Here is a 1,097-nt window from a genome sequence, read left to right as displayed (position 1 = left end):
TCTCGGCGGTCTCGCCGCCGACCAGCGCGCAGCCCGCCTGTTCGCAGCCGGCACCGATGCCGGTCACGACGTCGGCGGCGATGTCGACGTCGAGCTTGCCGGTGGCGTAGTAGTCGAGAAACACGAAGGGCTCGGCGCCGGCCACCACCAGATCATTGACGCACATCGCGACCAGGTCGATGCCGATGGTGTCGTGCTTATCAAGATCCATCGCCAGGCGCAGCTTGGTGCCGACCCCGTCGGTTCCCGTGACCAGTACCGGCTGCTTGTAGCCGGCCGGCATTTCGCACAGTGCGCCGAAACCGCCGAGCCCTCCCATCACTTCCGGGCGCGTCGTCCGCTTGGCGACGTGCTTGATGCGCTCCACCAGGGCGTTGCCGGCATCGATGTCGACGCCGGCATCCTTGTAGCTAAGTGATGAAGAAGCCTGAGAAGGGGTTGTCTTGGTCATGACAGGTCCTGTAGAGCCTATAGCGAAACGGGGTGGGGAGGCCGCGCGGCCGGTGCCGGCCGTTGATACGGCGGATTGTACCATTTGACGAGGGAAGCCGCATCGACGTGTCGCCATATCTCGCAAGACAGGTTACCTTCGGGATACCATGCGCCATGACCCTTGACGACCTTGGATGACCCGTATGCGCAACTCTTGGTGGGGTGTAGTGTTTCTGGTCCTGCTGGTGGGCTTCGTCTACCTGCTGGAGTCGATTCTCATGCCCTTCATCGCCGGCATGATACTGGCGTATCTCGCGGATCCACTGGCCAATCGCTTTCAGGGGTGGGGCATGAAGCGCCCCGTCGCGGTCTGCAGCGTCTTCCTGGTACTGACACTGCTGCTTACCGTGGCGCTTTTGATCCTGATTCCGTTGATCGTCTCCCAGATCAAGCAGCTCGGCGAGGCGCTGCCGGGCATCTTCACCTGGGTCGAGAATCGCCTGGCACCGCAGGTGCTCGACTGGACCGGCTACGACGTGCGCTCGGAACTCGGCAACCTTCAGGCCACGCTCGCCGAGAACTGGCGCGACGCCGGCGGGTATCTCGCCCAGGCGCTCGGGCAGATAGGCCGCTCTGGGGCGGCGTTTGCCACCTGGATCACCTAC

General features: G+C 63.6%; 2 protein-coding genes. One reads left to right on the top strand and one right to left on the bottom strand.

What is annotated here, in order from left to right:
- Positions 1-451, bottom strand: a 451-nt coding sequence (gene purM, locus BIS11_RS18290) for a phosphoribosylformylglycinamidine cyclo-ligase (RefSeq protein WP_253586823.1), incomplete at its 3' end; no start/stop codon positions are given.
- Between the two features lie 184 nt (positions 452-635).
- Here purM and BIS11_RS18285 point away from each other — a divergent pair.
- Positions 636-1,097 (top strand): AI-2E family transporter (locus BIS11_RS18285; RefSeq protein ID WP_253586822.1); only part of this gene is annotated, 462 nt, incomplete at its 3' end.

It is taken from the genome of Halomonas sp. 707D4 (assembly GCF_024158685.1).
Lineage (GTDB): Bacteria > Pseudomonadota > Gammaproteobacteria > Pseudomonadales > Halomonadaceae > Vreelandella.
This window is presented reverse-complemented; position numbering and strand designations above follow the sequence as displayed.